At 64.2% G+C, this 22,131-nt stretch carries 24 protein-coding genes, 1 tRNA gene and 1 riboswitch; of the genes, 15 read left to right on the top strand and 10 right to left on the bottom strand.

Annotated features, from left to right (window positions below):
• Positions 1-54 precede the first annotated feature (54 nt).
• The 5 genes from QX071_RS00540 (at position 55) to QX071_RS00560 (ending at position 5,535) form a co-directional block, all read left to right on the top strand.
• The gene (locus tag QX071_RS00540; RefSeq protein WP_315703180.1) at positions 55-1,095 is read left to right on the top strand and encodes a ligase-associated DNA damage response exonuclease; all 1,041 of its coding nucleotides are present in this window, start codon (positions 55-57) and stop codon (positions 1,093-1,095) included.
• Positions 1,092-2,969, top strand: a complete 1,878-nt coding sequence (locus QX071_RS00545) for a cisplatin damage response ATP-dependent DNA ligase (RefSeq protein WP_315702786.1) — start codon at positions 1,092-1,094, stop codon at positions 2,967-2,969. Before QX071_RS00540 ends, QX071_RS00545 begins: the two co-directional genes overlap by 4 nt.
• Positions 2,970-3,077: 108 nt before the next feature.
• The gene (locus QX071_RS00550) at positions 3,078-3,383 is read left to right on the top strand and encodes a DUF6460 domain-containing protein (protein WP_315702785.1); all 306 of its coding nucleotides are present in this window, start codon (positions 3,078-3,080) and stop codon (positions 3,381-3,383) included.
• Between the two features lie 13 nt (positions 3,384-3,396).
• The gene (locus tag QX071_RS00555; RefSeq protein WP_315702784.1) at positions 3,397-4,131 is read left to right on the top strand and encodes an MBL fold metallo-hydrolase; all 735 of its coding nucleotides are present in this window, start codon (positions 3,397-3,399) and stop codon (positions 4,129-4,131) included.
• A 141-nt stretch (positions 4,132-4,272) separates the two neighbouring features.
• Positions 4,273-5,535 carry an MATE family efflux transporter gene (locus QX071_RS00560; RefSeq protein ID WP_315703179.1) on the top strand — a complete coding sequence of 421 codons (1,263 nt, stop codon included), beginning with the start codon at positions 4,273-4,275 and terminating at the stop codon, positions 5,533-5,535.
• Positions 5,536-5,588: 53 nt separating this feature from the next.
• Here QX071_RS00560 and QX071_RS00565 read toward each other — a convergent pair whose 3' ends face one another.
• Both QX071_RS00565 and QX071_RS00570 read right to left on the bottom strand, forming a co-directional pair.
• Positions 5,589-6,683 carry a quinone-dependent dihydroorotate dehydrogenase gene (locus QX071_RS00565; RefSeq protein ID WP_315702783.1) on the bottom strand — a complete coding sequence of 365 codons (1,095 nt, stop codon included), beginning with the start codon at positions 6,681-6,683 and terminating at the stop codon, positions 5,589-5,591.
• Entirely contained in the window at positions 6,680-7,024 is a 345-nt protein-coding gene (locus QX071_RS00570; RefSeq protein ID WP_315702782.1) for a DUF952 domain-containing protein, read from the bottom strand. The genes QX071_RS00565 and QX071_RS00570 overlap by 4 nt, the downstream gene beginning before the upstream one ends.
• Before the next feature lie 284 nt (positions 7,025-7,308).
• Between QX071_RS00570 and QX071_RS00575 the strand changes: the two genes are divergently transcribed.
• Together QX071_RS00575 and QX071_RS00580 are read left to right on the top strand one after the other, a co-directional pair.
• On the top strand, positions 7,309-8,067 hold the full coding sequence (locus tag QX071_RS00575) for a carbonic anhydrase family protein (RefSeq protein ID WP_315702781.1): 759 nt from the start codon (positions 7,309-7,311) through the stop codon (positions 8,065-8,067).
• A gap of 164 nt (positions 8,068-8,231) precedes the next feature.
• The gene (locus tag QX071_RS00580; protein WP_315702780.1) at positions 8,232-9,173 is read left to right on the top strand and encodes a 2-dehydropantoate 2-reductase; all 942 of its coding nucleotides are present in this window, start codon (positions 8,232-8,234) and stop codon (positions 9,171-9,173) included.
• A 27-nt stretch (positions 9,174-9,200) separates the two neighbouring features.
• Here QX071_RS00580 and QX071_RS00585 read toward each other — a convergent pair whose 3' ends face one another.
• From QX071_RS00585 to QX071_RS00610, 6 genes are all read right to left on the bottom strand, one after another.
• Complete coding sequence (locus QX071_RS00585) at positions 9,201-10,844, bottom strand: lysine--tRNA ligase (RefSeq protein WP_315702779.1); 1,644 nt, start codon at positions 10,842-10,844, stop codon at positions 9,201-9,203.
• 195 nt (positions 10,845-11,039) lie between these two features.
• On the bottom strand, positions 11,040-11,948 hold the full coding sequence (locus QX071_RS00590; protein WP_315702778.1) for a transporter substrate-binding domain-containing protein: 909 nt from the start codon (positions 11,946-11,948) through the stop codon (positions 11,040-11,042).
• 98 nt (positions 11,949-12,046) lie between these two features.
• Positions 12,047-12,646: an SCO family protein gene (locus tag QX071_RS00595; RefSeq protein ID WP_315702777.1), complete on the bottom strand. Its 600-nt coding sequence runs from the start codon at positions 12,644-12,646 to the stop codon at positions 12,047-12,049.
• 18 nt (positions 12,647-12,664) lie between these two features.
• On the bottom strand, positions 12,665-12,859 hold the full coding sequence (locus QX071_RS00600) for a hypothetical protein (protein WP_315702776.1): 195 nt from the start codon (positions 12,857-12,859) through the stop codon (positions 12,665-12,667).
• Between the two features lie 109 nt (positions 12,860-12,968).
• Positions 12,969-13,493 carry a hypothetical protein gene (locus QX071_RS00605; RefSeq protein WP_315703178.1) on the bottom strand — a complete coding sequence of 175 codons (525 nt, stop codon included), beginning with the start codon at positions 13,491-13,493 and terminating at the stop codon, positions 12,969-12,971.
• A 588-nt stretch (positions 13,494-14,081) separates the two neighbouring features.
• On the bottom strand, positions 14,082-14,495 hold the full coding sequence (locus QX071_RS00610; RefSeq protein WP_315702775.1) for a hypothetical protein: 414 nt from the start codon (positions 14,493-14,495) through the stop codon (positions 14,082-14,084).
• A 135-nt stretch (positions 14,496-14,630) separates the two neighbouring features.
• Between QX071_RS00610 and QX071_RS00615 the strand changes: the two genes are divergently transcribed.
• Both QX071_RS00615 and QX071_RS00620 read left to right on the top strand, forming a co-directional pair.
• On the top strand, positions 14,631-14,996 hold the full coding sequence (locus QX071_RS00615) for a nuclear transport factor 2 family protein (protein WP_315702774.1): 366 nt from the start codon (positions 14,631-14,633) through the stop codon (positions 14,994-14,996).
• A gap of 269 nt (positions 14,997-15,265) precedes the next feature.
• Positions 15,266-17,128 (top strand): AMP-dependent synthetase/ligase, encoded by a 1,863-nt coding sequence (locus tag QX071_RS00620; RefSeq protein WP_315703177.1) that lies wholly within the window; start codon positions 15,266-15,268, stop codon positions 17,126-17,128.
• 26 nt (positions 17,129-17,154) lie between these two features.
• Here the strand turns inward: QX071_RS00620 and QX071_RS00625 are convergent.
• Positions 17,155-17,228: transfer RNA gene (locus QX071_RS00625), tRNA-Gly, on the bottom strand.
• Positions 17,229-17,459: 231 nt separating this feature from the next.
• Here QX071_RS00625 and QX071_RS00630 point away from each other — a divergent pair.
• The 6 genes from QX071_RS00630 to QX071_RS00655 all read left to right on the top strand — a co-directional run bounded on the left by QX071_RS00630 (position 17,460) and on the right by QX071_RS00655 (position 20,792).
• The gene (locus QX071_RS00630) at positions 17,460-17,885 is read left to right on the top strand and encodes an SPW repeat protein (protein WP_315702773.1); all 426 of its coding nucleotides are present in this window, start codon (positions 17,460-17,462) and stop codon (positions 17,883-17,885) included.
• A gap of 136 nt (positions 17,886-18,021) precedes the next feature.
• A complete protein-coding gene (locus QX071_RS00635) occupies positions 18,022-18,594 on the top strand; it encodes a methylated-DNA--[protein]-cysteine S-methyltransferase (protein ID WP_315702772.1) in 573 nt (190 codons plus the stop codon).
• Positions 18,595-18,603: 9 nt separating this feature from the next.
• Positions 18,604-19,443, top strand: a complete 840-nt coding sequence (locus QX071_RS00640) for a helix-turn-helix transcriptional regulator (protein ID WP_315702771.1) — start codon at positions 18,604-18,606, stop codon at positions 19,441-19,443.
• A 51-nt stretch (positions 19,444-19,494) separates the two neighbouring features.
• A complete protein-coding gene (locus QX071_RS00645) occupies positions 19,495-19,854 on the top strand; it encodes a VOC family protein (protein ID WP_315702770.1) in 360 nt (119 codons plus the stop codon).
• Positions 19,855-19,869: 15 nt separating this feature from the next.
• Positions 19,870-20,268, top strand: coding sequence for an SRPBCC family protein (locus QX071_RS00650; RefSeq protein ID WP_315702769.1), 399 nt, complete (start codon positions 19,870-19,872; stop codon positions 20,266-20,268).
• Positions 20,265-20,792 carry a hypothetical protein gene (locus QX071_RS00655; protein ID WP_315702768.1) on the top strand — a complete coding sequence of 176 codons (528 nt, stop codon included), beginning with the start codon at positions 20,265-20,267 and terminating at the stop codon, positions 20,790-20,792. The genes QX071_RS00650 and QX071_RS00655 overlap by 4 nt, the downstream gene beginning before the upstream one ends.
• A gap of 18 nt (positions 20,793-20,810) precedes the next feature.
• On the opposite strand, the gene QX071_RS00660 is transcribed toward QX071_RS00655, so the two are convergent.
• Positions 20,811-21,917: a 2'-deoxycytidine 5'-triphosphate deaminase gene (locus QX071_RS00660; RefSeq protein ID WP_315702767.1), complete on the bottom strand. Its 1,107-nt coding sequence runs from the start codon at positions 21,915-21,917 to the stop codon at positions 20,811-20,813.
• 113 nt (positions 21,918-22,030) lie between these two features.
• Positions 22,031-22,110, top strand: a riboswitch (SAM riboswitch).
• Positions 22,111-22,131: the final 21 nt, after the last annotated feature.

Raw genomic sequence — 22,131 nt, forward strand, 5'->3', positions numbered from 1 at the left:
AACTGAGTTGAGGCGGTCTCGATTGATGCATCGAGGTTCCTATATATGATCGACATGCGCCCGCAAGACATCCTGATGCCCGTCCCCGCCGGCCTGTGCTGCAAGGCCGGCGGCTTCCATATCGATCCGACGCGACCGGTCGAACGTGCCCTGATCACCCACGGCCATTCCGACCATGCCCGCGCCGGCCACGGTGCGGTGCTGGCCACGCAGGAAACCCTCGACATCATGCGGCTGCGTTACGGCGATCATTTTGCCGGCTCGACGCAGGCGATACGCTATGGGGAGACGATCAAGCTCGGCGATGTCACGGTCAGCTTCCACCCGGCCGGGCATGTGCTGGGCTCGGCCCAGATCAAGGTATCGTGCAAGGATACCTGCATCATCGCCTCCGGTGACTACAAGGATGCGCGCGACCCGACCTGCGCACCCTTCGAGCTCGTGCAATGCGATGTCTTCATTACCGAAGCAACGTTCGGCCTGCCGGTGTTCCGGCATGGCGATGCCGCGGCGGAGGTGAAAAAGCTGCTGGCATCCGTCGCACTGTTTCCGGAGCGCGCCCATCTCGTCGGCGCATACTCGCTTGGGAAAGCCCAACGTGTGATCGCGCTGATCCGCGAGGCCGGCTACGATGCGCCGATCTATCTGCACGGCGCGATGGAGAAGATTACCCGCTACTATGAGGCACAGGGCGTCCCGCTCGGCGAGTTGCGTCCCGTGAAGGGCAGGAAGAAGGCCGAGCTTGCCGGCACGATCACGCTGGCGCCGCCGAGCGCGACCTCCGATCTGTGGACCCGGCGCTTTCCCGATCCGGTCACGGCCTTTGCGTCTGGATGGATGCGGGTGCGCGCCCGCGCCCGGCAACGCGGCGTGGAGCTGCCGCTGGTGATTTCGGACCATGCCGATTGGGACGGGCTGACTGCGACCATTGCGGCGACCGGCGCCCGCGAGGTCTGGGTCACGCATGGGCAGGAAGACGCGCTGGTGCATTGGTGCCGATCGCAGGGGCTCGCCGCACGGCCGCTCGATCTCGTCGGCTATGGCGATGAGGAAGAGACCGAGGTGCTGACAGCGGCAGAGGAAGCAGAGGCATGAACCGCTTTGCCGAACTGCTCGACCGTCTCGCCTACGAGCCCGGGCGCAACAACAAGCTGCGCCTCATCACGTCCTATTTCCGCGAGGTCGAGGATCCCGATCGCGGCTATGCGCTGGCGGCGCTGACCGGCGCGCTGTCGTTCAAGCACGCCAAGCCCGCACTGATCCGCGACCTCATTGCCGCCCGCACCGACCCGATGCTGTTTGCGCTGTCCTATGATTATGTCGGCGACCTCTCCGAGACGGTGGCGCTGATGTGGCCGAAGGGCGATCATGGGCAATCTTTCCTGAGCCCTCCTCCCCACCCCTCCCCCGCAAGGGGGGAGGGAGCCGCGTTGCGTACGGAGTTTCCATCTCGGACAATTTCGAGCACGGGCTCGACCAACACGCATTCCGCCTCGATCACTGCTCTCACCGTTCCCTCCCCCCTTGTGGGGGAGGGTCAGGAAGGGGGGTACCGCGAGTCCGATGCGAGTGAAGAACCGCGGCCACCCTACTTCCACAACAGCCCTCCGCCACCGACTCTCACCGACGTCGTCACCACGCTGCGCACGCTCGGCAAGACCGACCTGCCGCGGCAGCTGGCGCGGTGGCTCGACGAACTCGATGAGACCGGACGCTGGGCGCTGCTGAAGCTCGTCACCGGCGCTCTGCGGATCGGCATCTCCGCGCGGCTCGCCAAGACCGCGGCCGCCGCGCTCGGCGACAAGGACCCGCACGAGATCGAGCTGATCTGGCCCGGCCTGTCGCCGCCTTATCTGGACCTGTTCGCCTGGCTCGAAGGCCGCGGCGAGAAGCCGGAGAACCGTGATCCCGCACCGTTCCGCCCGGTGATGCTGGCCCATGCGCTGGAGGACGAGGACTTCACCAATATGGATCCCACTGACTACATCGCGGAATGGAAGTGGGACGGCATCCGCGTCCAGGCCGTCAGCGGACGTGACCCACAAGGCCACATGGTCACGCGGCTCTATTCGCGCAGCGGCGAGGACATCACCGGCAGCTTCCCGGACCTCTTGCCCTCGCTGCATCTGCCGGCCGCTATCGACGGCGAATTGCTGGTGCTTCGCGACGGCCGTGTGCAGAGCTTCAACGTGCTACAGCAGCGGCTGAACCGGAAAACGGTCTCGCCGAAGCTGCTGAAGGAGTATCCCATCCATCTGCGTGCTTACGACCTGCTGGCCGACGAGGAGAACGACCTGCGCGAACTGACCTTCGCCGAACGCCGCGAGCACCTTGAAGCCTTCGTCAAGCGGCTCGACGATATCAGGCTCGATCTGTCGCCGACCATTGCGTTTGCAAGCTGGGGCGAGCTGAAGGCGGCACGCGCCAATCCCGCCGCGGCCGGCGCAGGGGAGGACGCCGACGCGGTCGAAGGCGTCATGCTGAAGCGGCGTGACGCGGTCTATCTGCCGGGCCGGCCGAAGGGACAATGGTGGAAGTGGAAGCACGATCCCGATATCATCGACGCCGTGCTGATGTATGCGCAGCGCGGCCACGGCAAGCGCTCATCCTACTACTCCGACTACACGTTCGGCGTTTGGACCGCAGGCGATGACGGCGACCAGTTGGTGCCGGTCGGCAAGGCCTATTTCGGCTTCACCGACGAGGAGCTATTGCAGATCGACCGCTTCGTCCGGCGCAACACGGTCGAGAAGTTCGGCCCGGTGCGCGAGGTCGTGCACGAGCCCGACCAGGGGCTGGTCCTCGAGGTCGCCTTCGAGGGACTGCAGCGTTCGGCGCGGCACAAATCCGGTATCGCCATGCGCTTTCCGCGCATCAACCGGCTGCGCTGGGACAAGCCGCCGCGCGAAGCTGACCGGCTAGAGACGCTGGAGCGGATGCTGAAGGCAGAAAGCGTGGCCGCACCATGATCTCGCATTAAAAGCCGGTAAGCCGCTTGCGGCGACGCGGCGGGTTCCCCACCTGCTCCGCGTTGCCTATAATGGGCTTCACGCATTTGCCCCCGGGGAGACGATGGCATGTCGAACGACGTCAGGGATTATCCGGCTCGCAGCAGCCAGGATGGCCTCTACCGCTTTCTCGGCGGCTCGCCGCTGTCGGTCGCTTTCCGGCTCATTCTCCTGTCGATCCTGGTCGGCGTCGTGCTGTCGGCGATCGGCTTCGATCCGCTCAACATTCTCAACAGCATTCGCCTCCTGGTCCGGCGGCTCTATGAGCTCGGCTTCGACGCGATCAACTGGCTTTGGCGCTATTTCCTGCTCGGCGCCGTCATCGTGATCCCGATCTGGCTCCTGTCGCGGATCTTCACGCCGCGCGGCAGATGAGGGATCGTTGCCGATGCAGCTCCGCTTTGTCGGCTGCGGCGATGCCTTCGGCTCCGGCGGCCGCTTCAACACCTGCTTCCATCTCACCGGCGAAAGCACCAACCTGCTGATCGATTGCGGCACGTCGTCATTGGCGGCGCTGAAGCGGCTCGACATCGTCCGCAACGATGTCGAGCTGATCCTGATCACGCATTTCCATGGCGATCATTTCGCCGGCCTGCCCTTCTTCCTGCTGGATGCGCAATTTTCGCGCCGAACGAAGCCGCTCGTCATTGCCGGCCCGACGAGCATCGCAACGCGTCTGACGCAGGTCATGGAGGCGCTGTTCGAGAATTCGTCCAAGACTCGGCAGAAATTCGAACTCTCGGTCGTGAGCCTCGAACCCGAGCAGACAGTCCGCTTCGGCGAGGTCGCCGTGACGCCTTACCCCGTCGTCCATGGCGAATCCGGCGGTCCGTTCCTGGGCTACCGGATCGAGGCTGAAGGCCGCATCGTCGCCTACAGCGCCGACACCGAGTGGACGGATACGCTGGTTCCGCTTGGGCGGCAGGCCGACCTGTTCATTGCCGAAGCCTATACTTACGACAAGGCCGTCAAGAATCATCTCAGCCTTGCCACCTTGGAAGCGCATCTCGACGAGATCCGTCCCAAGCGCCTCGTCCTCACCCATATGAGCGACGACATGCTGTCTCGCCTGGACGCGCTGCCCTACACAGCCGCGCATGACGGCATGAGCATCGCGCTCTAGCGGCGGTAGGGAATCGCCGATAAACGAGCGCTCACGCCGCAAGAGTCCGGCGAACGAACAAGCGAGCGTCCATTGCATTCCCCGGGACTCACAAAGTCCAACGTGACCAGCGCGCAGGTATTCGCGATCGCGGGCCCGGCCATGGTCGCAAACCTGACCACGCCGCTGATCGGCATCGTCGCGACATCCGCGATCGGACGTCTCGGCGAAGCCAGCCTGCTCGGCGGCGTCGCCATGGCTTCCGTGATCTTCGATTGCCTGTTCTGGCTGTTCGGCTTCCTGCGGATGAGCACGCTCGCCTTCACCGCGCAAGCGCTCGGAGCTGGCGAACGCGACGCATTGCAGGTGGTGCTGGTGCGCGGTCTCGCACTCGCTACGGGGATCGGCAGCATCCTGATCGTGCTGCAATTGCCGCTCTTCGGCGTGCTTTTCAGCGCGATGGGCGGAAGCGAGGCGGTGACCCGCGCCGGCAGGACCTACTTCACCATCCGCATCTGGTCATCGCCGCTCGCCCTCGCCAATTACGTCGTGCTCGGCTGGCTGATCGGCCAGGCCCGCGCGCGGCTGGCGCTCGCGGTACAGATCGCCATTAACCTGACCAATGTCGCGGTGACCTTGCTCCTCGTCCTGGTGCTGGACGCCGGGATCGCCGGGGCCGCGATCGCCGCCGTGGTCGCGGAAGCGGTCGGCCTCATCCTGGGCGTCGCATTGGCGCGACGGCTGTTGCCGGACGGCATCGCGCTATCGCGGAAGGCGCTGCTCGACGGCGACGGCGTGAGGCGGATGCTCGCGGTGAACCGCGACATCATGATCCGCACCGCAGCGCTGATCACGGTGTTCTTGTTCTTCAATGCCCAAGGCGCGCGCGCCGGCGATATCACATTGGCTGCCAACGCGGTGCTGAACAATTTCCTCCTCGTCAGCGCCTTCTTTCTCGATGGTCTCGCCAACGCCGCCGAGCAGCTCTGCGGCTACGCCATCGGCGCCCGCGACCGGCGCGCCTTCAGCGGCGCGACCCGGCTGATCCTCGCCTGGGGTTTTGGCTTCTCGCTCATGGTCAGCACGACCCTGGCCTTGTTCGGCCCGGCGCTGATCGAGCTGATGACGGCGAGTCCTGCTGTGCGCTTCGCCGCCCGCGACTTCCTCGTCTTCGTGATCGTATCGCCGCTGCTCGCGGTGTTCGCCTTCGCGTTTGACGGAATCTATATCGGCGCGACCTGGGTGCGCGACATGCGCAACCTCATGATCGCGTCGCTCGGCATCTTCCTGCTTACCTGGTTCGCACTGCGCAGCACCGGCAACACCGGGCTATGGTTCGCCTTCCTCGCTCACTACGCCGCGCGCGGCGGTTTGCAGGGCCTGCGCTATCCGGCGCTGATGAAGGCATCGTTTGGGAAGGCCTGAACTCTCGCCATCTCCAGCGCTTGTCGGGGAATGGCAGCGGAATAGGACGGAGGCTAAACTGGCCAATCTTCCGCAGTAATGGTCGCCGCGTCGGCACCGACGATCTCCGACAGCGACTCTCGTCCGGTGCGCAATAAGGTCGAGGCGAGGTCGGCCTTGATGCTCTCGATCAAACCCAGCCCTTTATAGACCAGCGACGAATAGAGCTGGATCAGGCTGGCCCCGGCACGAATCTTGGTCAGCGCCGCGCCGCCGGAATCGATGCCACCGACCCCGATCAGCGGAAACGCGCCCTCCGCGCGCACGAACGTCTCTGCGACCATCCGCGTCGACAACCGGAACAGCGGCCGTCCGGACAGCCCGCCCTGCTCCTTGGCCCGCACCTGCTCACGCAGGCTCTTGGGCCGCGACAGCGTCGTGTTGGAGACGATCATGCCGTCGACCTTCCGCGAACGCGCAACATGGACCACGTCGTCGAGCTCGGCGAGGCTGAGATCGGGCGCGATCTTCAGCAGTACCGGCGTATCGCCCGCCTTCGCCTTCACGCGATCGCGCGCCTCCAGCACTTTGGCCAAGAGATCGTCGAGTTGCGCTGCCTGCTGCAGGTTGCGCAGGCCCGGGGTGTTGGGTGAGGAGATGTTGACCGTGAAGTAGCTCGCGACCGGCGCGAAGGTCTCGATCAGCCGCACATAATCGGCCACACGGTCCGTGGAATCCTTGTTGGCCCCGACATTGACCCCGACGATGCCGCCCTGATGAGCGCGGCCGGCAAGCCGCCGCAGCACGAGCTCAGCGCCGTCATTGTTGAAGCCCATCCGGTTGATCACCGCTTCGTCCCGCTCCAGCCGGAATAGCCGCGGCCGTGGATTGCCGCTCTGCGGCTTCGGTGTCACCGAGCCGATCTCGACGAAGCCAAAGCCGAGCCGCAGCAGCGCGTCCGGCACCTCGGCGTTCTTGTCGAAGCCCGCGGCCATGCCGACCGGGTTGGGAAAGTTCAGCCCAAAAGCGCGCACCGCCAGCTTGGGATCGTCAGCACGCGGCCGGATCGCCGGCAGCAGCTTCAGGCCCTGGATCGCCAGCCGATGCGCATCCTCGGCATCGAGCCAGCGCAGCAGCGGTAATGACACGGTATCGAAGGCGCGAATCACGGCACGAGCCCGGAAATGTCGTGGGTGCCGTCCGGACGCGCATGCATCTGGTGCACCGCGGTAACCGCGACGAGATCGAGCTCGCCATAGAGATGCGGAAACAGCTCGTCATTACGCGAAGGCTCCCAGCGCAGGCGGTCGCCGAGGGTATCCGCCTCGACCTCAACCAGGAACAGCGCCGTCTGCCCGAAGAAATGCTTGCGCGCCGTCTCCGGCACCTGCGCCGCGGTGGAAAAATGGATGAAGCCATCGCGCAGATCATCCGCGCTGCCGCGATAGACGCCCTGCCGCTCGGCCTCGCGCCAAGCAGGCGCGGGACAGATCTTGTAGATTTTGGGCATCTCGCAGCGGTCCTGCCGGGGTGTTGAGTTCGTTGACGTTTTTGTCGAGCCGGGACCGTATCGGCAGGTGCGACCGAACTCAAGAACCGTTTGCCCGGGTGGCTGCCTAAAAACGCTCGCAGAGATTGTCCCCTGTCCTCACCATGGCGGGAGGACGAGGATGGCCCGATCAGCAAAGATTAACGCGTTTCATGCGTTCCTGGGACCGGCGATTCGCCCAATGGCGGGCCCCGCTGATGTCGCCCCCTTTATTTTTTTCATCACACTTCGTCCGGAGATTGCCCATGAACCGTCGTCACGCATTGAAGGCCCTTGCCGGCCTCGCGCTCTGCCCCGTCTGCGCCACGCCCGGCTTCGCAGCGGAAGGCGAACATTGGAGCTATGAGGGCAATACCGGCCCTGCGAAATGGGGCGACCTCGACGCGGCCAGCAAGGTCTGCGCGGTCGGGACCCAGCAATCCCCGGTCGATATCGAAAACCCGACCAAGGCCCGCCTGCCGAACCTGAAACTCTCCTGGGGCAAAACCGCGGAGACCATCGTCAACAACGGCCATACGATCCAGCTCAATTTCGCCGACGGCAGCAGCACGCTGAAGCTCGATGACACCACCTACAAGCTGCTGCAGGTGCATTTCCACCGGCCGAGCGAACATCAGATCGGCGGCAAGAATTTTCCGATGGAAGCCCATTTCGTGCACCGGGCTGCGTCGGGCGGCCTCGCCGTTGTCGGTGTGCTGATGACCACGGGACGTCCCAATCCTGCCTTTGCGCAGATCGTCGCGACGATGCCGCAGCAGGAAGGGCCCGCGATCAAGGCGGATGCCCGCATCAACCCGAATGCGCTGTTGCCGATGCGGCGCTCATATTATCGCTACGCCGGCTCGCTGACGACGCCGCCTTGTTCGGAAGTCGTCGAGTGGCTGCTGCTGACCGATCCGATCGAGGTCGCGGAGGCGGATGTGGCGAAATTCGCAAAGCTCTATCCGATGAACGCGCGCCCCGTGCAGCAACTCGACCGTCGATTCGTGCTGCAGATGATCTGAGCCAAGCGGCTTCGCCCAGGCGGCCAGCGCTGCGCTCGTCAATCGCTCCACTGGCCGCCTGCGTAGTCACCCAGCTGTGAGTGCGGTTGGCTGAAATTGCCCTCGAATTCCCGTCGGGATTCGCGACGATACCCCTCCGGAATGCAATGGGAGGGCCGCGCGACATGGCAAGCACTGGAGATTCTGAACGGACGGTGGTGGCCGTGATCGGTCTCGGCAGCATCGGTGGCGTGATCGCGGGACAGCTGGCGGCGCTCGATCGCCACGACGTCATCGCCTGTGTCAGGCGGCCGATCGACCGCCTCGTCGTCGAGCACTCGGAAGGAGCGATTGAGGTCCCGATCCGCTCACTGACCGATCCTGACCAAGGCAAGCCGGTCGATTGGGTTCTGCTGTGCACGAAGACGCAGGACACCGAAACCGCCGCAGCCTGGCTGCAGCGCCTCTGCGGTCCCGGCACCCGCATCGCGACCCTGCAGAACGGCATCGGACATGCGGACCGGCTGGCGCCATTCGTCGGAGATGCGGCCGTGGTACCGACCATCGTCTATTACAACGGCGAACGCCTCGCGCCTGATCGCGTGCGCCTCCGCCGCGCCGGCAACCATGAATTTGCGGTCAGCGATGACGAAGACGGCCGCGCTTTCGCCGCACTGCTCGACGGCACCGGCATGCGAATTCTCGTGACCTCGGATTTCAAGACGCTGGTCTGGCGCAAGCTGCTGCTCAACGCGATGGCCAATCCCGTCACGGCGCTGACCTTGCAGCGACAGGCGGTGTTCCGGCGCGGTGACGTGAAGGCGCTGTGTCTCGATATTCTGAAGGAAGCCGCAGCCGTGGCGCGTGCCGCTGGCGCGCGCTTTCCGGACGATGAGCCGGAGCAATTGTTGGCAACGCTCCTCACCTATCCGCCTGAGGCCGGCACTTCGATGTATTTCGACCGGATCGCCGGCCGGCCGCTCGAAATCGAGGCGCTAACAGGCGCCGTGGTCGCGGCCGGCGAGCGGCACCGGATTCCGACACCGATCAACCGCGTGCTGCTGACGCTCGGCCGCGCCGTGAGCGACGCACCGGCGCGGATGACGCTGACAGTGCCCGGGACCTGACATCAAGCGCCGGTACGGTCCCTGCGACTACGCCGAGCGCGCCAGCGCGCCGTCGATCATGGCAACGGCATTGGCGATGCCGTACACGGCAACGAAGGAGCCGAAGCGCGGCCCCTTCTCCTGGCCGAGCAGCACCTGATAGAGCATGTTGAACCAGTCGAGCGAGACGCCGGGACGGCCGTCCTTGCCCTTCTTGGCGTGATCGAGGAACGGCTCGCGGCGGCCGATCTCATAGACCACGTTCTGGATCTCCTCGGCAGGCGCATCAGCCGGCAGGTTCGACAGCGCATCGCGCAGGTCCTGCAGCGCGGCGCGCTCGCTCTCGGTCGGCTCGCGGAACACCTTCGTCGGCGCGACGAAATCGCGGTAGTAGTTGATGGCATAGCCGACCATCGCATCCAGCTTCGGATGCGTCTGAGGCGTCACGCCGGGGCGGTAGCGGCCGATGAAGCCCCACAAGGTCTCGGCATTCTCCGCATTCGACGACGACACCAGCGTCAACAGCAGCTGGAAGGTGACGGGCATATCAGCCTTCGGCGGATGGCCGGAATGGATGTGCCAGACCGGATTGCCGAGCCGCTGCTTGGCATCCTGGCGCGGAAAGCCCTCCAGGAACTGCTGATACTCGTCGACATTGCGCGGAATCACGTCGAAATAGAGCCGCTTCGCCGCCTTCGGCTCGCGATACATGAACAGCGACAGCGATTCCGGCGAGGCGTAGCGCAGCCATTCGTCGATGGTGAGCCCGTTGCCCTTGGACTTCGAGATCTTCTGCCCCTTCTCGTCGAGGAACAGTTCGTAGTTGAAGCCCTCCGGCGGCGTGCCGCCGAGCGCCGCGCAGATCTTGCCCGACAGCTTCACCGAGTCGATCAGGTCCTTGCCGGCCATCTCATAGTCGACGCCGAGCGCATGCCAGCGCATTGCCCAATCCGGCTTCCACTGCAGCTTGCAGTGTCCGCCCGTCACCGGCAACGTGACACGCTCCTTTGTCTCCGGGTCGTCGTAGGAGATCGTGCCCGCCTTCACGTCATGCTCGACGATCGGCACGTAGAGCACGAGCCCGGTGCGCGGGCAGACGGGGAGGAACGGCGAATAGCTCGCTGCCCGCTCCTCGCGCAGGGACGGCAGCATGATCGCCATCACTTTCTCCAACCGTTCCAGCATGCGCAAAAGCGCGGCGTCGAAACGGCCCGACATGTAGTACTCGGTCGATGAGGCGAACTCGTAATCGAAGCCGAACCGGTCGAGGAAGGCGCGCAGCCGCGCGTTGTTGTGCGCGCCGAAGCTGTCATGCGTGCCGAACGGATCGGGCACCTTGGTCAAGGGCTTGCCGAGATGCTGCGCGAGCAGCTCCTGGTTCGGCACATTGTCCGGCACCTTGCGCAGGCCATCCATGTCGTCGGAGAAGGCGAGCAGGCGGGTCTTGATCTTGTCTTCGGTCAGCACGCGGAAGGCATGGCGCACCATGGTCGTGCGCGCGACCTCGCCGAAGGTGCCGATATGCGGCAAGCCCGAGGGACCGTAGCCGGTCTCGAACAGGACCTCGTCTTTCGGGTGCTTCTTCAGCCGCGCCACGATCGCTTTCGCCTGCTCGAACGGCCAGGCGTTGGATTGTTCTGCGAGCGCACGCAGGTCGCTCGGGCTCATGGTGACGAGGTCGATCGTGGACATCTGAAGTACCGGCTTCCAAAAGAGCAGAAAATTAACACAAGCGTCATCGCGAGCGAAGCGAAGCCATCCAGCCTCGAAGGGCATCTGGATGGCTTCGTCGCTCCGCTCCTCGCAATGACGGGGGAGCGCAGCGACATTCTTGGCCGTCATTCCTGGGCGGCGCGAGCTTCGCGTGCCCCCGAATGACGTCCGTGATCAGAACGGACTGATCGAGAAATAGCGCAGCCACAGATCAGTATAGCGGCCCTTTTCCCAGACCCGGAACAAGGCCCAGTTCAGCGCCTGCCGCAACAGATCGTTGCCCTTGCGGACCGCGATCCCGACGCCCTCGCCGAAATAGCGGCTTTCGACAAAGGGACCACCCGAGAAGGCGCAGCAATCGGCCGAATCGGTGCCGTTGATCCAGAACGCCAGCGATATGCCATCGCCGAAGATGAGATCGACCTCGCCGCGGCGTAGCGCCTGGCGCAGGGCTTCGTCATTCGGATAGGACTTGATCTCGGCGTCGGTGAACATCGCCTTCAGATAGGCCTCATGCGCCGAACCGGCGACGGCACCGACCTTCTTGCCTTCGAGATATTCCGGCCTGATATCCGTCATCACCGCGTCCTTACGCGACACGAACCGCGCCGGCGCGCGGTAATACGGATCGGAAAAATCCACCCTGGCGCGCATCTGGGGCGTCACCGCGATGGAGGCGATGATCGCGTCGCCCTTGTTGGAGGCGAGCGCATCGAGCAGGGTGTCGAACCGGCGCATCTGAATGGTGCAGGTCACCTTGATCTCGTCGCAGATCGCCCGCGCCAGATCGACGTTGAAGCCGGCCGGGTTACCGTCAGGGCCGGTAAAGTTGAACGGCGGATAGTCGGTTTCGGTCAGGAAGCGGATCACAGTCAGGCGCGACAGATCCGGCCGTTCTGGCCGTCGCCTGGGGTCCCAGAAGCCGGGCACCGCCTGCGGCGCGGCCTCCACCGGTGGCTTGGGCAAGGTCTGGGCGCAGGCCTGCCGGCTGCCGGACGCCAGCACGACGCAGACGACCACGACCGCCATAAGGGCGCAGCTCGACAGAGAATGGTATGCGCGTTGGAACAAGGTCGTCAGCATCGGCGATATCGGGGATCACCGGCCTTATAGACCATCTTGTCGCATTTTCGAGGGCTGATTGCGCGGCCGGAATCGGGCTCGTGCGGCGTTAACCGGACCTAAAGGTATTTCTTGAGCTCGGATGCGGCTTCGTCCGGGGTCCGCTTCAGGTTGAAGGGGGCGACGAACCGGCCGTCGTGGTCCATCAGATAGACCAGGGCGGTATGATCCATCGTGTAATCGCCGTCCTTCAGCGGCACCTTCTTGGCGTAGACCCGGTATTCCGAGATGACCTTGGCCATCACTTCGGGGTCTCCGGTCAGGCCCCTCAGGTGTGGATCGAAGCTCGAGAGATAATCCTTCATTGCCGACGGCGTGTCGCGCTCGGGATCGACCGAGATGAAATAGGCATTCACCCGGTCGGCATCCTGGCCCATCGCCCGCAGCACTTCGGATATCTCGAACAGCGAGGTCGGACAGACGTCCGGGCAGTGCGTAAAGCCGAAAAAGATCAGCGTCGGGCGCCCCTGCAGGCTCTTTTCAGTGACCGTCTGCCCGTTCTGGTCGGTCAGCTGGAACGGACCGCCGATCGCGGCCGGTGCGGCGATGTTCCGACCTCCGCCCATGACCAGAAACAGCAACGCGAACCCGACCAGCAGGCTGGCAGCGAAGGCGCCGACGATCACCAGCGGACGGGCCGCGCTACGCTCGATGCTCATGACGGCTTCACCTCCGACTCAGAAACAGGCCTCAAGGCCGGAGACGATCGTCTCGAAGAACACAGCGGTTCCATACCGGGCCCACAGCACCACTGCGCCCGCGACCAGACCGACGGCTACGATGCCGGCGGCAAGCCCGGCCGCTTGCGCTCCGCGCCGCGCGCCAGGGAGTGTCGACGGCATCTGTTGTGGCGATGAAACGGGCTGGATCATGGCGTGCTCGCAAGACCGATGCCTGAGATCATCGGCCGCTGCCCCCGAGATAGGCCCGCCAAGCCCCCGGGGCAAGCGTCACGGATCACGTCGTGCTGAACGAGCCCGATTAGTGGGATGCCGACGCCTTGGCCGCCGCCGGCGAGAGCGCCGGCACGTTGGGCGCGGTGCCCTGGGGCGCGCGCGATGAGGCCTGGGCGTCCATGTAGCAGGGCCGATACATCGTCTGCAGCTCCCTCCCCCGCAGGAAGATCATCCGTGGGGTGAGGCCGCCGCGCTGGGAGATCCAGCGCCGGATCGGTGACGGATACATGGAATAGAGCATCTGGGTGGCTTCCGGGTTGGTGACGGCCCGGCCATTGGAACCGAAATCCCAGGCCGCATGGAAGCCGAGGCTGGCATGGGAGGTGACGCAAATCCTGTCATGGGGGATCGCACCGAGAACGATCGTGCAGGCCGACGCGCAGAGCCCATCAATGATGACGTATTCCCCCGAAGACCGCAGGCCCTGGTATTTGTCGACGTAGGTTCCAATCCGGCCACCACGGTCATCGGCAATGCGGACCACGGCTTGACTGGCGCTCATCCCCGCCAGCAAGAGGACAACCGCAAGCAACCCCGTCAAAAATTTCATGTCGAGCCCCAGTTCAATCCCGTCGAAACCGATCTGACCGACTGTGATGCGCTTCTTGTGCTGCGTGGACCGCAACGGACTTAAATTCGCTTGCCGCTCCCCAGAGCGGTGCACGAAGCCAAATCCCGATCGCACGTGCAGCGTGTTTCGAGATCATGGTTTTGTCCAGGACAGCTCTGTGGCTCACAGTAAATTCAGCTCAAGTGTTGCAGCCTCGCTGCACCTTGAGCTTGTCGTGGCCTGACGGGCTCGCGGTCGGGTTCCCCAGTGTCGGCGATCGCAGGGTCTGAGCGTCCCAAGAAGGCTGGCCTACTTCGACGGCAGATAGCCATGTCGCGGTCGCAAAAAAGCCCCGGGTTCTCCCGGGGCTTGCTTTGGTCGACAATCCGTTCCGCGCCCTTGCCGCCGTGGCCGGCGCGACCCTTTAGTCGCAATCGCGCTCGTGGATGATGATCCTGCTGTCGGGCTCCACACGCTCTTCGTCACGAAGCACGTTGGTGCGCTCGTCCGCCTCATCGGACCGACGCTTGGTCCGAAGATCGCAGCGAAACGATCCGCGCCCAGATGCGGGCGCTCGATCGAGCAAGGCTAGTTATCCGGCAGCCGGATGCTCGCACCAAACGTGATTCGCGACGCGTCGTCCGAGGTCAGCTGAATCTGCTTGTCCGGCAGCGCCTGATAGCTGCCGTCGTCACTCTTTCTTAACGCGTATTGCCAAACCGTTAACGGCTGTCCTTGCGCCAGCGCCTGCTGAAGGCGGCTGGCACGGAAGCCCGGCAGTCTGAAAAGATCATCGCGCATCATGCCGATCATGGTCGGGCTATCGCCCCGACGCAGTTCGAAAAACACCATATGATTGGGCTTTTCCGGCGACTTCAACACGGTGTCGGCCGCAAACAGCGCAAGACAAAGTCCGACAGCGATCCATCTCCATGTGTCGGGTCTCATCAGTCGTCGTCCTTTGCGGCCAAGCATCACGGCACGATTTACATGCGCGCGCATCAAATAGTCTCCGTATTATGGAGCGGCAACTTACAGTTTCGTTATCGCGGCCGCGATGACCTGCGACGTAATCGCATATGTGTGCGGGAAGCGCGATGATCACACCATTCTCGCTTCACAAGATGGAGAGCACCGATGACCGATACCGCTGCGATCGCAAACGCCTACATCACGCTCTGGAACGAGCGCGCGCCACAGAGGCGGCGCGACCTGCTTACCTCCAACTGGACCGAGGATGCCGTCTATGTCGACCCCTTGATGCGCGGCGACGGCCACGACGGCGTCGATGCACTGATCGCAGGCATCCAGACGCGCTTTCCTGATTTCCGATTCCGTCTGATCGGTCAAGCCAACGGCTTTGGCGACAACCTGCGCTTCTGCTGGGGCTTGGGCCCGGATGGCGCCGATTGTCCGATCAAAGGCACCGATTTCGCCGAACTCAAGGACGGTCGTATCCGCCGTATCACCGGCTTCCTCGATCAGGTGCCCGACGGCGTCTGAGGTCCACCCATTATTGGACCGATCGTGATGGACTGCGGCCGCTACCTGGCCCCCGGGGGCGGCCGCAAGGCTTTGCGCAGAGCGTGACAGCACGGTGCCTCCAATACCGCTCCTTTTATGCAAGTGCTTGGCTCCCATGTCGGAGATGAATGGCCGGACCGCTCCCGCTTGCGCTAGGTCAACATCAAGGCCACGGCCCTGCAAGAACTTGAGCTTCAAGCCGAGCGCCGCATCATTTCGAGGCAAGCGTGCAAGTCGAGACAAAACCGATCGCCCATTCATCCGAACCGGCTGACGATATCGACGGATTTTCCGGTGTCAGGACGCTGCCCGAATTGCTGCACTGGCGCGTGCGCCTGACGCCGGACAAGGAAGCCTATCGGCAGTTCGATCCGGACCAGGGCCGGTGGATGAGCTTCTCCTGGCGCGAGATCGACCGCGAGTTCGATCGCTTCAGGCGCGCGCTCGCCGCCGAAGACCTCGGCAAAGGTGAACGCCTTGCGATCCTGATGCCGAACGGGATCGCACATGTCGCGATGGATCAAGCGGCGCTGTCGCGCGGCCTGGTCCCAGTGCCGATGCACGCGATCGATAACCCGGACAGCATCGCCTACATCCTCGCAGACTCGGGCGCACAATTACTGTTCGTGGATTCCGGCGCGCGCTGGAACGAGATCGTAGCGGTCGGCGATGCGCTTCCGACTCTCAGGCGAGTCGTGTGCGCGACTCTCGAGTCCACGCCGGAGCTTGCGAAGACCGACCCGCGCGTCATCAGCTTGGACGCTTGGCTTGCCGCCGCAGCGCCGACCGCCTTGCAGCCTCAAGAGGTTGCGGCGCAGCCCAGCGATCTTGCCGCCATCGTCTACACCTCGGGCACGACCGGGCGGCCGAAGGGCGTCATGCTCTCGCACCATAACGTCGTGGCGAATCTCAAGGCCATCCACCAGCTGCTCTCAGCCGAGCAGGACGATGTCTTCCTCTCGTTCCTGCCGCTGTCGCATACTTTCGAGCGCACCTGCGGCTATTATTATCCGATCGCGCTCGGCGCCTGCGTCGCCTATGCGCGTTCTGTGAAGCAGCTTCCCGAAGACCTGATCGCGGTGCGGCCGACGCTTCTGATCTCGGTGCCGCGAATCTATGAGCGCATCTATTCGCTGGTGCTGCATCATCGCGCGAGCGCCGGGCCGGTCGAGCGCGCCTTGCTCGATCTGACGCTCTCGATCGGCGGCCGGCGCTTCGATGCGCGCCAGTCCGGGGGCAAGGCCGCGTCATTGTTGGACCGTTTGGCGTGGCCGCTCCTGAACCGGCTCGTCGCCACCACCGTGCTCAAGCAATTCGGCGGACGCCTGCGCGTGGCCGTCAGCGGCGGCGCACCGATCGCCGAACCCGTGGTGCGGCTTTTCCTCGCGCTTGGGCTGGACGTGCTGCAGGGCTATGGGATGACCGAGACATCGCCCGTTGTCGCCGTCAACACGCCGGACGACAATGATCCACGCACGGTGGGACGCGCACTGCCGGGCATCGAGGTCAAGCTCGGCCAAAATGACGAGCTCCTGGTCCGCGGCCCCAGCGTGATGCTCGGCTATTGGCGCAAGCCGGAGGAAACCACCCGGGTCAAAGAGGCCGACGGCTGGCTGCATACCGGCGATCAGGCCCGCATCGAGAGCGGGCGCATCACCATCACTGGCCGGATCAAGGACATCCTGGTCACCTCGACCGGAGAGAAGATCGCCCCTGCAGATCTCGAAACCGCGATTCTGACCGACCCACTGTTCGATCAGGCGCTCGTCATCGGGGAAAATCGCCCATTCCTGGCCGCTCTCGTCGTGCTTAACCCAAAGGGCTGGGCCGAGCAGCAGAAGAAGCTCGCCGTGCATGGCCTGCGAGGCCCGGAGGTCGAGGCGGCGTCGCTGCTTCGGCACATCGCCCGCACCGTGAAAAGCTATCCGGCCTATGCGACGCCGAAAGCGGTGTGGTGGACGCTCGAGCCCTGGACCATCCATGCCGGACTGATCACCCCGACGCTCAAGAACAAGCGCCCGGCGCTGGAGCGCCACTTCGCCAAGGAGATCGACGCCATGTACGCCAAACGGCCGGGAGCGGACAAGCCACTGTCCGGGCCCAAAGGCTAGGCCGGTCAGGGCCATCCGGGGCAAATTGGAGCGGGCGAAGGGAATCGAACCCTCGTATGCAGCTTGGGAAGCTGCCGTTCTACCATTGAACTACGCCCGCGCAGGCCCATGATTAGCCGAGACCGCGCTCTCCGCCAAGCGGCTTGTTGGCGGCGCGAACTTCTGCCCTTTCGAACACCCGGCGGCGGGACAGACGCCCCGCCGATCGCCTGATCTTGATCCGCCACATTACGAGGCGCTGGAACCAAAGTGGGACGCGGCGCTTGTGTAGCGTGAGGCCGTAAGCGGCTCTGTGTCATTGCCGCGATCGGCCGGGCACGGAGCCATATCCATGATCAGCCCCCTCATCGCCCGCAAGACCCGGGCCACGCTGTGGAGCCCATCGGCGCTCGACCTCTACACTTTGCTCTGCGGCATCTTCCTGGCGGCCTCCCCGTGGCTGTTCGGCTTCACCCGGGCGTCCGGGCGGCTGGATGCCGAAATCGGTGGCTACGCCCTGATCGCGCTATCCGCCGCCGGCGTCCTCGCCTTCGCAGATTGGGAGGAGTGGCTGAAGCTGGCGCTCGGTCTCTGGCTCATCGCCGCGCCTTGGCTGCTCGGCTTCGTCCACAGCTCCGCGATGCATGTCAGCATCTCGATCGGCCTGATCGTGACCTTCCTGACTCTCCTTGAGCTCTGGCTGGCCCACGACCCGGACTTTGCGGAGGACGCGCGGGCGGCTCGCGCCGCTGAGGCCGGGACATCACATCCAGATTGACACCACGCCGGTGCGGTTTAGCGGTCGCCCCCGATTGAGCCGCGCCCTGTCGCGGCGCATCATGTTTACAACTCGTACAAACCCGATGCGGCCAATCGTGACGATGATATGATCCGTTCCAGGGTGGGGTGGCGTCATGGGGCGTGGGTATACGATCTTCGATACGGCGATCGGCCGCTGCGGCATTGCCTGGAGTGATGCCGGTGTCGTCGGAGTGCAATTGCCGGAGGCACGCGAGATCGAGACACGCCGGCGGCTATTCAAGCAATTTCCCGAAGCGCGCGAGCTTCGTCCGCCCGAAAATACCGAACTTGCCATCGAGGGCATCGTCCTCATGCTGCGCGGCCAGCAGGCCGAGTTCGCCGATGTCAGCCTCGACATGACCGGCATCACGCCGTTCAACCAGCGCGTCTACGATTATCTCCGCCGCATCCCGCGCGGCGAAACGCGCAAGCCGGACGAGATCGCAGCCAGCCTGCATGTCACGGGCGCGCTGTATTCGGTCGCACAGGCGCTGACGAGGAATCCATTTCCGCTGATCGTGCCTTGCCATCGCGTGCTCGCCGGAGGAGGGATCGACAGGATCTCGCCCAACTGGGGCGCGATCTCCCAGCGTCGGCTGCTGTCGCTTGAAGGCGCAGCGCCGCAGACCGGCCTCACTTTGTTCGACGCCCTGCTCAAGGTTGATCACTCGCGCGCCGCTCACTAGGTTCGGGGGATGGCAACTTCCATCCTGCTCACTGGCCGTTCGGTTACGGTTTCCGCGTTCCGCTGCACCGCGGCTCCGGGCGAGCGGCCCTATGTCGAGCAGTTCGAAAGCCATTCCGTCTCCTACGTGCGCAAAGGCAGCTTCGGTTGCCACCACCGCGGCCGGTTCTTTGAGCTGGTCGCAGGCTCGGTCCTCATCGGACATCCCGGCGACGAGTTCATGTGTACGCATGACCACGTCTGTGGCGACGAATGCCTGTCGTTCTTTCTCGCACCCGAGCTGGTGCAGGAGATCGGCGGCAGCAAGGACGTCTGGCAGGCCGGCGCCGCACCTCCGCTGCCCGAGCTGATGGTGATCGGCGAACTCGCCCAGGCCGCGGCCGCGGGGAACAGCGACCTCGGCCTCGACGAGATCGGCCACGTGTTCGCCAGCCGGTTCGTTGCAAGCATCTCCGGCAAGCCGGCGAAACCAGCGGCGGCGACCGCGCGTGACCGCCGCCGTGCGGTTGAGACCGCGCTGTGGATCGATGCCAATTCGCATCGTGCCGTCGACCTCGAAAGCGCCGCGTACCAGGCTGGGGTCAGCCCATTCCATTTCCTCAGGCTGTTTGCGGCCGCACTCGGCGTCACCCCGCATCAATACCTGTTGCGCTCTCGGCTGCGCCATGCCGCGCAGAGGCTCAGCGAGGACGAGGCGCCCGTGACCGACATCGCCTACGATGTCGGCTTTGCCGATCTCTCTAACTTCACCCGCACATTCACCCGCGCAGCCGGCGTTTCGCCATTGAAGTTCCGCCAAGCATCAAGGGGCATGCGCAAGATTTTCCAAGAACGCCTGAGCCGCCATTGACTAGGTGATCGCCATGGCGCGCGACCGTTGCGCGCAACATGGAGATCATTGATGTACGATCATGTCGGTTTGCGGGTGAACGACCTTGAGGCAAGCGTGCGGTTCTACACGTCCGTGTTGGCGCCGCTTGGCCATGTGCTGTGCTCAAAGGATGAGACTTCGGCGGGCTTCGGCCCGAAAGACGCTCCGGCGCTGTGGTTGCACCTCACCAGAGCCGAACGGCATGGCGGCGCACATGTCGCCTTCCGCGCGCCTGATCATGCAGCGGTGAGTAAATTCCACAGCGAAGGGCTCAAGGCCGGCGGAGCCGACAATGGCACGGCCGGACCGCGTCCCGATTACAGCCCGACCTATTACGCCGCCTTCCTGATCGATCTCGACGGCAACAACATCGAAGCGGTCTGCGTTTGAGCGGGAGGACGCATTATGGCATCCATTCACAAGGATATTCCGATTGACGCGCCGGCTGCTGCGGCATGGGACGCGGTGCGCGATTTCGCGGCGGTGCATATACGGCTTGCTCCAGGTTTCGTGCTCGACGCCAAACTCGACGATGATGTGCGTATCCTGACATTCGCCAATGGGAGCGTGGCACGCGAGAGGCTGGTCGACTGCGACGACGCGCGACGACGCCTCGTCTACTCCGTGGCCCACGAGCGCATCACCCAACACAGCGCCTCGGTCCAGATCGTCCTCGATGGCGAAACCCGCTGCCGGATGATCTGGATCACCGACGTGCTGCCGCATGAGATCGCCCCCTATATCGACGGGCAGATGGAGCTCGGTGCGGCAGCCATGCAGAAGGCGCTGGGAGGCAGCTCATGACCACATCGGCATTTCTCGACGCGCTCGGCGCTGACGGTCCGTCTGCCGATCGTGCCGACAAAATGGGCCTTTATGGCCGCTTCATCGGCTCATGGGATCTCGACGTCGTGCATTTCCCCGAGAATGCACCGATGCGGCGGCGCAATGGCGAGTGGCATTTCGGCTGGGTGCTCGAAGGCCGTGCCGTTCAGGATGTCTGGATCGTGCCACAGCGCGGGCAGCGGGACCGCGGCGATGGGCCGGGCCCTTACGGCACGACGCTGCGGATCTACGACACCAGGCTTGACGCCTGGCGCATCCAATGGTCCGAGCCGGTCGGCCAGATCTTTCTGCAGATGATCGGCCGTGCCGAAGGCGACGATATCGTGCAGCTCGGCACCGACGAGAACGGCCGGATGATCCGCTGGAGCTTTCGCGACATCACGGATCATTCGTTTCTCTGGCGTGGCGACAGCTCCACTGACGGGGGAACGAACTGGCGTCTCGTCACCGAGTTCAGGGCCATCCGCCGCAGCCGAACGTGAGCGCGCGCCCGACGTCGCCTACGGCCGGAAATGCTTCGACAGCTTCAGGCCCTGTGCCTGGTAGTTGGAGCCGATGCGCTGGCCATACAGCGCATCGGGCCGCGCCAGCATCCTTTCATAAACCAGGCGCCCGACGATCTGGCCATGCTCGAGGATGAACGGCACCTCGCGCGAACGCACTTCCAGCACCGCGCGGGAGCCCTGCCCGCCAGCACCGGCATAGCCGAAGCCCGGATCGAAGAAACCGGCATAGTGGACACGGAATTCGCCGACCAGCGGATCGAACGGCACCATCTCCGCGGCATAGTCCGGCGGGACCTGGACAGCTTCTTTCGAAGCGAGAATGTAGAATTCGCCGGGATCGAGAATGAGGCTGCCGTCGGGGCGCGCCTTGATCGGCTCCCAGAATTCCTCCACCGCATAACCGCCGCGGCGATCGACATCGACGACGCCCGTGTGGCGCTTGGCACGATAGCCGACAAAACCGCCCGCGTTCTCGCCGGACAGATCGACCGACAGCGCCACGCCGCCGGCCAGATCGGCATCATCGCGATCGACCAGCCGCTCGGCCTGATGCAGCGCATTCAGCTCATCGGCTGACAGCACCGCGTCACGATAGCGGAAGCGGACCTGCGACAGCCGCGAACCTTCGCGCAACAGAACCGGAAATGTCTTCGGACTGATCTCCGCATAAAGCGGTCCGTGATAGCCGGCGCCGATCATGTCGAAGCGGCGGGTGCCGTCGGCGATCACGCGCGTGAACACATCGAGACGGCCGGTAGAACTCTTCGGATTGGCCGCGGCGACGATGTCCTTGGGCAGCGCGAGGCTTTCCAACAGCGGCACGATGTAGACGCAATTGGTCTCGAGCACCGCGCCATCGGCAAGCGAGAATTCGTGCAGCTTCAGTTCGTCGATCCGTTCTGCCACGGTCGCGCCGGGCCCGGGCAGGAAGCTCGCGCGGACGCGGTAAGCGATGTCGCCCAACCTCAAATCGAGGCTGGCCGGCTGGATCTGGCTCTCGACGAAATCATATTCGGGGATGATCAGGCCGGCGTCCGCCATCTGCGCGATCAAGCGATCGGGCAGGATGCCATTGGCATCGGCGGCGAGCGAAAGCGGCAAAACCTGGTCCCTCGTGACTGGCTGGAATATCAGCCCTGCCCCTAAAACATAGGGGTTCTTACGCGTTATCCGATGGCCGGCTTGACGAAAAGGCTGGAGGCGACTAAGAGCACGACTTATCCCGTGGTGATTTGAGCCGGCCGGCTTGCAGCCACGTTAAACAAGTCGCTAAACAGGCCGGGGACCCATGTGATCCCGGCCGTGAGGAGAGCTC

It is taken from the genome of Bradyrhizobium sp. SZCCHNS1022, assembly GCF_032484835.1.
Taxonomy (GTDB): Bacteria; Pseudomonadota; Alphaproteobacteria; order Rhizobiales; family Xanthobacteraceae; genus Bradyrhizobium.

What these genes read in the sequence shown, in the direction of transcription:
- QX071_RS00550 (WP_315702785.1), top strand. Translation starts at nt 3,078, where the DNA reads ATGTCGAACGACGTCAGGGATTATCCGGCTCGCAGCAGCCAGGATGGC.
- QX071_RS00575 (WP_315702781.1), top strand. Translation starts at nt 7,309, where the DNA reads ATGAACCGTCGTCACGCATTGAAGGCCCTTGCCGGCCTCGCGCTCTGC.
- QX071_RS00555 (WP_315702784.1), top strand. Translation starts at nt 3,397, where the DNA reads ATGCAGCTCCGCTTTGTCGGCTGCGGCGATGCCTTCGGCTCCGGCGGC.
- QX071_RS00635 (WP_315702772.1), top strand. Translation starts at nt 18,022, where the DNA reads ATGGGGCGTGGGTATACGATCTTCGATACGGCGATCGGCCGCTGCGGC.
- QX071_RS00610 (WP_315702775.1), bottom strand. Translation starts at nt 14,495, where the DNA reads ATGCGCGCGCATGTAAATCGTGCCGTGATGCTTGGCCGCAAAGGACGA.
- QX071_RS00585 (WP_315702779.1), bottom strand. Translation starts at nt 10,844, where the DNA reads ATGTCCACGATCGACCTCGTCACCATGAGCCCGAGCGACCTGCGTGCG.
- QX071_RS00615 (WP_315702774.1), top strand. Translation starts at nt 14,631, where the DNA reads ATGACCGATACCGCTGCGATCGCAAACGCCTACATCACGCTCTGGAAC.
- QX071_RS00630 (WP_315702773.1), top strand. Translation starts at nt 17,460, where the DNA reads ATGATCAGCCCCCTCATCGCCCGCAAGACCCGGGCCACGCTGTGGAGC.
- QX071_RS00640 (WP_315702771.1), top strand. Translation starts at nt 18,604, where the DNA reads ATGGCAACTTCCATCCTGCTCACTGGCCGTTCGGTTACGGTTTCCGCG.
- QX071_RS00545 (WP_315702786.1), top strand. Translation starts at nt 1,092, where the DNA reads ATGAACCGCTTTGCCGAACTGCTCGACCGTCTCGCCTACGAGCCCGGG.
- QX071_RS00595 (WP_315702777.1), bottom strand. Translation starts at nt 12,646, where the DNA reads ATGAGCATCGAGCGTAGCGCGGCCCGTCCGCTGGTGATCGTCGGCGCC.
- QX071_RS00645 (WP_315702770.1), top strand. Translation starts at nt 19,495, where the DNA reads ATGTACGATCATGTCGGTTTGCGGGTGAACGACCTTGAGGCAAGCGTG.
- QX071_RS00605 (WP_315703178.1), bottom strand. Translation starts at nt 13,493, where the DNA reads ATGAAATTTTTGACGGGGTTGCTTGCGGTTGTCCTCTTGCTGGCGGGG.
- QX071_RS00560 (WP_315703179.1), top strand. Translation starts at nt 4,273, where the DNA reads ATGGTCGCAAACCTGACCACGCCGCTGATCGGCATCGTCGCGACATCC.
- QX071_RS00600 (WP_315702776.1), bottom strand. Translation starts at nt 12,859, where the DNA reads ATGATCCAGCCCGTTTCATCGCCACAACAGATGCCGTCGACACTCCCT.
- QX071_RS00655 (WP_315702768.1), top strand. Translation starts at nt 20,265, where the DNA reads ATGACCACATCGGCATTTCTCGACGCGCTCGGCGCTGACGGTCCGTCT.
- QX071_RS00580 (WP_315702780.1), top strand. Translation starts at nt 8,232, where the DNA reads ATGGCAAGCACTGGAGATTCTGAACGGACGGTGGTGGCCGTGATCGGT.
- QX071_RS00650 (WP_315702769.1), top strand. Translation starts at nt 19,870, where the DNA reads ATGGCATCCATTCACAAGGATATTCCGATTGACGCGCCGGCTGCTGCG.
- QX071_RS00570 (WP_315702782.1), bottom strand. Translation starts at nt 7,024, where the DNA reads ATGCCCAAAATCTACAAGATCTGTCCCGCGCCTGCTTGGCGCGAGGCC.
- QX071_RS00590 (WP_315702778.1), bottom strand. Translation starts at nt 11,948, where the DNA reads ATGCTGACGACCTTGTTCCAACGCGCATACCATTCTCTGTCGAGCTGC.
- QX071_RS00540 (WP_315703180.1), top strand. Translation starts at nt 55, where the DNA reads ATGCGCCCGCAAGACATCCTGATGCCCGTCCCCGCCGGCCTGTGCTGC.